Annotated in this window: 5 protein-coding genes and 1 pseudogene; 5 read left to right on the forward strand and 1 reads right to left on the reverse strand. The window is 44.2% G+C overall.

The features are described from left to right. Window positions 1–76 precede the first annotated feature (76 nt). The 5 genes from bioB to uvrB all read left to right on the forward strand — a co-directional run bounded on the left by bioB (window position 77) and on the right by uvrB (window position 6,389). Window positions 77–1,117, forward strand: a complete 1,041-nt coding sequence (gene bioB / locus AACQ81_RS12715) for a biotin synthase BioB (RefSeq protein ID WP_237387537.1) — start codon at window positions 77–79, stop codon at window positions 1,115–1,117. After that, on the forward strand, window positions 1,117–2,268 hold the full coding sequence (gene bioF, locus AACQ81_RS12720; RefSeq protein ID WP_237387538.1) for an 8-amino-7-oxononanoate synthase: 1,152 nt from the start codon (window positions 1,117–1,119) through the stop codon (window positions 2,266–2,268). Before bioB ends, bioF begins: the two co-directional genes overlap by 1 nt. Then, window positions 2,252–3,025, forward strand: a complete 774-nt coding sequence (bioC, locus tag AACQ81_RS12725) for a malonyl-ACP O-methyltransferase BioC (RefSeq protein WP_237387539.1) — start codon at window positions 2,252–2,254, stop codon at window positions 3,023–3,025. The genes bioF and bioC overlap by 17 nt, the downstream gene beginning before the upstream one ends. Then, on the forward strand, window positions 3,015–3,698 hold the full coding sequence (gene bioD / locus AACQ81_RS12730) for a dethiobiotin synthase (RefSeq protein WP_237387540.1): 684 nt from the start codon (window positions 3,015–3,017) through the stop codon (window positions 3,696–3,698). Before bioC ends, bioD begins: the two co-directional genes overlap by 11 nt. Before the next feature lie 663 nt (window positions 3,699–4,361). Continuing rightward, on the forward strand, window positions 4,362–6,389 hold the full coding sequence (uvrB, locus tag AACQ81_RS12735) for an excinuclease ABC subunit UvrB (protein WP_237387541.1): 2,028 nt from the start codon (window positions 4,362–4,364) through the stop codon (window positions 6,387–6,389). 28 nt (window positions 6,390–6,417) lie between these two features. Here uvrB and AACQ81_RS12740 read toward each other — a convergent pair. Continuing rightward, a pseudogene (locus tag AACQ81_RS12740) lies at window positions 6,418–6,533 on the reverse strand (IS630 family transposase); the annotation flags it as partial.

The following is a 6,533-nucleotide window of genomic DNA, read 5'->3' on the forward strand; positions in this document are numbered from 1 at the left end:
TTTGTGATCTCATTTTGGTTGACATGATAACGGCGTTATTTAAACTGGCAATATTTTTCTCATTGGAGATGTTATTGTGAGTGAGCGTCAACCATGGACTGTCAAGCAATCACAAGAGTTGTTTGATAAACCTTTTTTTGAATTGTTATTTCAGGCACAACAGATACACCGCGAACATTTTGATCCGCAGCAAGTGCAAGTCAGTACTTTACTTTCGATTAAAACCGGTGCTTGTCCAGAAGATTGCAAATATTGTCCACAAAGTTCCCGCTACAAAACTGGTCTGGAAAAAGAACGGTTGATGGAAGTGGAAAAAGTCATCGAGTCAGCGCATAAAGCCAAAAATGCGGGTTCAACTCGTTTTTGCATGGGAGCCGCGTGGAAAAATCCGCATGAGCGCGATATGCCATATTTAGAGAAAATGGTCAAAGAAGTTAAAGAGCTGGGAATGGAAACCTGCATGACACTGGGAATGCTGAACCAATCTCAGGCACAGCGTTTGGCAGAGGCAGGTCTGGACTATTACAACCACAACTTAGACACCTCACCAGAATTTTACGGCAATATCATTACGACCCGCAGCTATCAGGACAGGCTGGATACATTGGATAATGTCAGGGATGCCGGCATCAAAGTTTGCTCGGGTGGGATCGTGGGTCTGGGTGAACAAATCCGTGACCGGGCCGCATTGTTGGTACAACTGGCCAATTTACTCAAGCCGCCGGAAAGTGTGCCGATTAATATGTTAGTAAAAGTGAAAGGTACTCCATTAGAAGATAATGAAGAGGTGGATCCTTTCGATTTCATCCGCACCATCGCAGTGGCGAGAATTATGATGCCAAAATCTCATGTCCGCTTATCCGCAGGGCGTGAGCAAATGAACGAACAGACTCAGGCCATGTGCTTTATGGCGGGGGCCAACTCCATTTTTTACGGCTGTAAATTACTGACTACACCAAACCCAGATGAAGATAACGATTTGCAACTGTTCCGTCGTTTGGGGATAAATCCTCAACAGACAAAAACGGCATTTGGTGATAAGCAACAGCAGCAGAACTTGACGGAAGCCATTATTCATAATGCTGATGATGAACAATTTTATAACGCGGCAATATAATGAGCTGGTCAGACTCACTCTCCCGACGTTTGGCCGAACGTCGGGGAACCTCGCTATGGCGTAATAGACAAGTCCATCAGGGTTCTGATGGACGTTTATTATTCACTTCAGATGGCCAATACCTGAATTTCTCCAGTAACGACTATCTTGGGCTGAGCCAGCACCCCAAAATCATTGCTGCATGGCAACAAGGTGCTGAGCAATATGGTGTAGGCAGTGGAGGCTCAGGGCATGTAACGGGCTATACGACCGCACATCATACTTTAGAACAGCAATTGGCTGAATGGTTGGGATATTCCCACGCCCTATTATTCATTTCCGGTTACGCCGCTAATCAAGGCGTAATTGCAGCTTTGATGGAAAAAGACGACCGCGTTATTGCTGATCGCCTCAGTCATGCTTCGTTGATGGAAGCAGCCATGCAATCTCCCGCACAACTTCGGCGTTTTCTGCATAACGATATGGACTCTTTGAAGCAATATCTGTCAAAAGAGTGTCCGGGGAAAACGCTGGTGGTTACGGAAGGTATTTTTAGCATGGATGGCGATCGTGCTCCGCTCGAACTCATTATGCAGCAAGCAAAATCAACGGAAAGCTGGCTGATGGTAGATGATGCCCACGGCATTGGTATTCACGGTGATGAAGGCCGAGGCAGTTGCTGGATGCAAAATGTTAAACCGGAAATTCTGATTGTTACTTTCGGTAAAGCGTTCGGATTGAGTGGTGCGGCGGTTTTGTGTGATGAACAAACGGCAGAATATCTGATCCAATATGCCCGGCATCTGATTTACAGCACTTCAATGCCGCCTGCGCAGGCAGTCGCAATTTCCGAAGCAGTGCGACAAATCAGAGCCGGGGAAGCATTACGCCAAACGTTGCAAAATAACATCCGCTATTTTCGCCATGAAGCGCAGCATTTGCCTTTTTCCCTGATAGATTCAGAAACTGCTATTCAGCCATTAATCATCGGGGATAATGAACTTTGTATCATGTTATCTCAGGTACTCAGACAGAAGAAAGTATGGGTTAAGGGGATACTACCACCAACAGTTCCTCCTGAAAGTGCCCGTTTGCGCATTACACTGACAGCAAGCCATACACGGCAGGACATTGATATATTACTGGAGGCCTTGCATGACTCTGGCTGTTAATTCTGTCAATAAACAAGCGATTGCAGGGGCTTTTGGGCGAGCGGCTTCAAAGTATGACACGGTGGCTAAACTGCAACAGCAAACCGGTGAATATTTGATGGAGTTGGCACAGACAGAAAATATCGGGACTCAGGTATTGGATGCAGGATGTGGAACCGGTTTTTTCAGCGCACGTTGGACACAACAAGGTAAGCAAGTTATTGCACTGGATCTGGCTTCCGGTATGTTAAGCCATGCGCAGGAGCAACAGGTTGCTGATTATTATCTGCAAGGAGACATTGAGCACCTGGGACTGGCGGATAACAGCATAGATATGTGTTTCAGTAATCTGGTGGTGCAATGGTGTAATGACCTGCCACACGCATTACGGGAGTTTTATCGCGTTACCCGTTCCGGTGGTCTTATCGTTTTTTCCACCCTTGTACAGGGATCACTGCATGAGCTGGAAACTGCATGGAAGCAGGTGGATGATTATCGGCACATTAACCAATTTTTGCCGCTGCGGACAATCACGCAAGCATGCCAGCCATATCGGCATAAAATCATCAGTCGGCAATATTGCCAATATTATCCTCAACTCCTGCCTTTGCTGAATTCCCTGAAAGGAATTGGTGCAACACACCTTCATCATGGTTGCCAGCAGGGATTGATGACCAGAAAACGTTTAAACACCCTTGCTGAGGTATACCCACGCCATAATGGGGATTACCCGTTGAGCTATCAAATTGCTTTTGGAGTTATTTATTGTGACAAGTAAATATTTTCTTGCCGGAACCGATACTGAAGTAGGTAAGACAGTTGTTAGCTGTGCACTGTTGCAAGCGGCTAATCGAAAAGGATATCGAACTGCGGGTTATAAACCAGTGGCATCAGGGAGTGAAATCACGGGGGAAGGAATACGTAATGGTGATGCATTGGCCTTACAGCATAACAGCTCGGTGTCATTAACATATCAGGAAGTGAACCCCTTGGTATTTGTTGAACCGACTTCGCCTCATATTGTGAGTGCAGAGCTTAATCAACCGATTGATTTTTCAGTACTCTCGCAGGGATTAGAAATATTGACGACAAAAGCGGACTGGGTTTTGATAGAGGGAGCAGGAGGTTGGTATACACCATTATCGGAAAATACGACTTTTGCTGATTGGGTGATTCAGGAGAATTTACCCGTGATTTTGACCGTAGGTATTAAGTTAGGTTGTATTAACCATGCGGTGCTGACAGCAAAAGCTATCCAATACTCTGGACTGAATCTGGTTGGTTGGGTTGCTAATGAAATTGAACCTGCCGGTAAACATCAGGCAGCCTATCTGGAAACGTTGAAGCGTATGATCCCAGCTCCTTTATTGGGTGTTATTCCTCATCTGAGTGAATCATGTGATAACAGTAAAATAGGAGAATATATAAACATTGCTTCATTAGTTAACTAATTGTTTACTTAGCGTTAGCTAAAATTAATACATATAACAATATCCGGATCAGTTTCATGATGCGAAAAATGTTTTCTTTCAACAAGGATTGAAACATTTTTTATCAAAAAATAGTGTGAATTGAGTTCAAAACAGGATAAAAATATCCTGCTATTGGAAAAAATCACAAACAGAAATAACTCCGCAAGCTCCCATGCCTAATAGGGTTTGCTGAGTTATCCACTATTCCTGTGGATAACCTTGTGTATTAGTTTTATAAAAGCATCCTCACGCAAGATAATACGCGGTTTGCGCGAGATTTGCTGTTATTCTCTCCTTTAATTTTTAAATCAATAAAATCAACTAATTAAATAAAAGCAATTCCTTTCTTCATCCCTTTGCTACTCGATGCTTTATCATTTCAGTAGCTAATACAAAAATAGGAAAAAGCAAGCGCATTATCTGGGGATAAAAATAGCCGTCAATAATGTTAATTAATAGTTAATGTCACTATAAGTTATAGTAAGTTTTCTTTGTTACAGAACCTCACTTACCTTTCCTTGAAATAAAAACAATATTATTTTATTAACTCACTTGAAGCTGGTTTTTTATCCAGTATCATAAACAGGCTTTTTGAGTGTATGGATGGCGTGGGGTATTTTTATACATGATGGCGGGAAGAAGATGAGTAAAGAAACAAACAAAGTATTTAAGTTACATTCTGATTTCAAGCCGGCAGGTGATCAACCATCGGCTATCAGACAATTGCAGGAAGGACTGGAAGATGGGCTGGCACACCAGACACTTTTGGGTGTAACAGGATCGGGTAAAACTTTCACAGTAGCTAATGTTATCGCAAACTTAAATCGACCAACTATGATCCTTGCCCCCAATAAGACATTGGCGGCACAGCTTTATAGCGAAATGAAAGCGTTCTTCCCTGAAAATGCAGTGGAATATTTTGTTTCTTACTATGATTACTATCAACCCGAAGCCTATGTGCCCAGTTCAGATACGTTTATTGAAAAAGATGCTTCGGTAAATGAACATATTGAGCAGATGCGCTTATCGGCAACAAAAGCCTTGCTGGAGCGTCGGGATGTGGTTGTAGTGGCATCAGTCTCCGCTATTTATGGTCTGGGTGATCCAGATAGCTACCTGAAAATGATGCTTCACTTAACGGATGGAATGTTAATCGATCAGCGCGCTATCCTGCGCCGTTTGGCAGAATTGCAATATACCCGCAACGATCAGGCATTTCAGCGTGGAACATTTAGGGTACGTGGTGAAGTCATTGATATTTTCCCGGCAGAATCGGATGAGCACGCGTTACGTGTGGAATTGTTCGATGATGAAGTCGAACGACTTTCTTTGTTTGATCCGCTGACTGGTCAGGTTCAGTACAATGTGCCGCGTTATACTGTCTATCCCAAAACTCACTATGTCACCCCGCGTGAACGTATTCTTGAGTCGATGGAAGAGATTAAGGTTGAATTGGAACAACGACGCAGGGTGCTATTGGCATCAGATAAATTGCTGGAAGAGCAGCGTATCACCCAACGTACACAATTCGACCTCGAAATGATGAATGAACTGGGTTATTGCTCAGGAATTGAAAACTACTCCCGTTACTTATCTGGTCGCGCAGCAGGTGAAGCGCCTCCGACGCTGTTTGACTATCTACCGGCAGATGGTTTGTTGGTAGTGGATGAATCCCACGTTACCATTCCACAGATTAGCGGTATGTACCGGGGGGATCGCTCCCGTAAAGAGACATTGGTGGAGTATGGTTTTCGGCTGCCATCGGCCTTGGATAACCGCCCACTGAGATTCGAGGAGTTTGAAGATCTGGCACCACAAACCATTTATATTTCAGCGACTCCCGGTCGCTATGAATTGGAGAAATCCGCTAATGATGTTGTTGAACAGGTAGTGCGTCCAACCGGGCTAATTGATCCTGAGATTGAAGTTCGTCCGGTGTTGACTCAGGTAGATGACCTGCTGTCTGAGATTCGTATCCGTGCAGTCAAAAATGAGCGGGTGCTGGTAACGACCTTAACTAAACGAATGGCGGAAGATTTGACTGAATATCTGGAAGAGCATGGCGAACGAGTGCGCTATCTCCATTCAGATATTGATACCGTTGAGCGAGTGGAAATTATCCGTGATCTGCGCTTGGGTGAGTTTGATGTCTTGGTTGGTATCAACTTGCTGCGGGAAGGGTTGGATATGCCGGAAGTTTCTCTTGTGGCGATTTTAGATGCGGACAAAGAGGGATTTCTCCGTTCCGAGCGCTCCCTGATCCAGACTATCGGTCGTGCTGCACGTAACCTGCATGGTAAGGCTATCTTGTACGGTGACAGAATTACCGACTCCATGGCAAAAGCCATTGACGAAACAGAACGTCGCCGCGCCAAACAGCAAGCGTTTAACGATGAACATGGTATTGTGCCGAAAGGGTTAAACAAAAAAATTGGCGACATACTGAAAATTGGTCAGCCGGTTAACGGCAGAGGGAAGACCAAAGGAAAAGGTAAAGTTGCTTTGGGTACGGATGATTACCAGAAACTGTCTGCAAAAGAACTGGAGATTAAAATCCGTGAACTGGAAGACAAAATGTACCAGCATGCACGGGATCTTGAATTTGAACAGGCGGCTAACGTTCGTGATCAAGTACAGGCATTGCGGACGCAATTTATTTCCAATTCCTAAACAATATGAATGGCAGATATATACCAATCTAACTTGAAGATGCAGGTTTTAAAATCTGAAAGTTGTCAGTCAGTCGAGTCGTGAGTTCTTTCGCTTTTTCTGGCAAAGTGGTATGAAAAAAGTGGCGAAGGGTTTCACGGAATG

It is taken from the genome of Xenorhabdus sp. Sc-CR9 (assembly GCF_963897815.1).
GTDB lineage: Bacteria > Pseudomonadota > Gammaproteobacteria > Enterobacterales > Enterobacteriaceae > Xenorhabdus.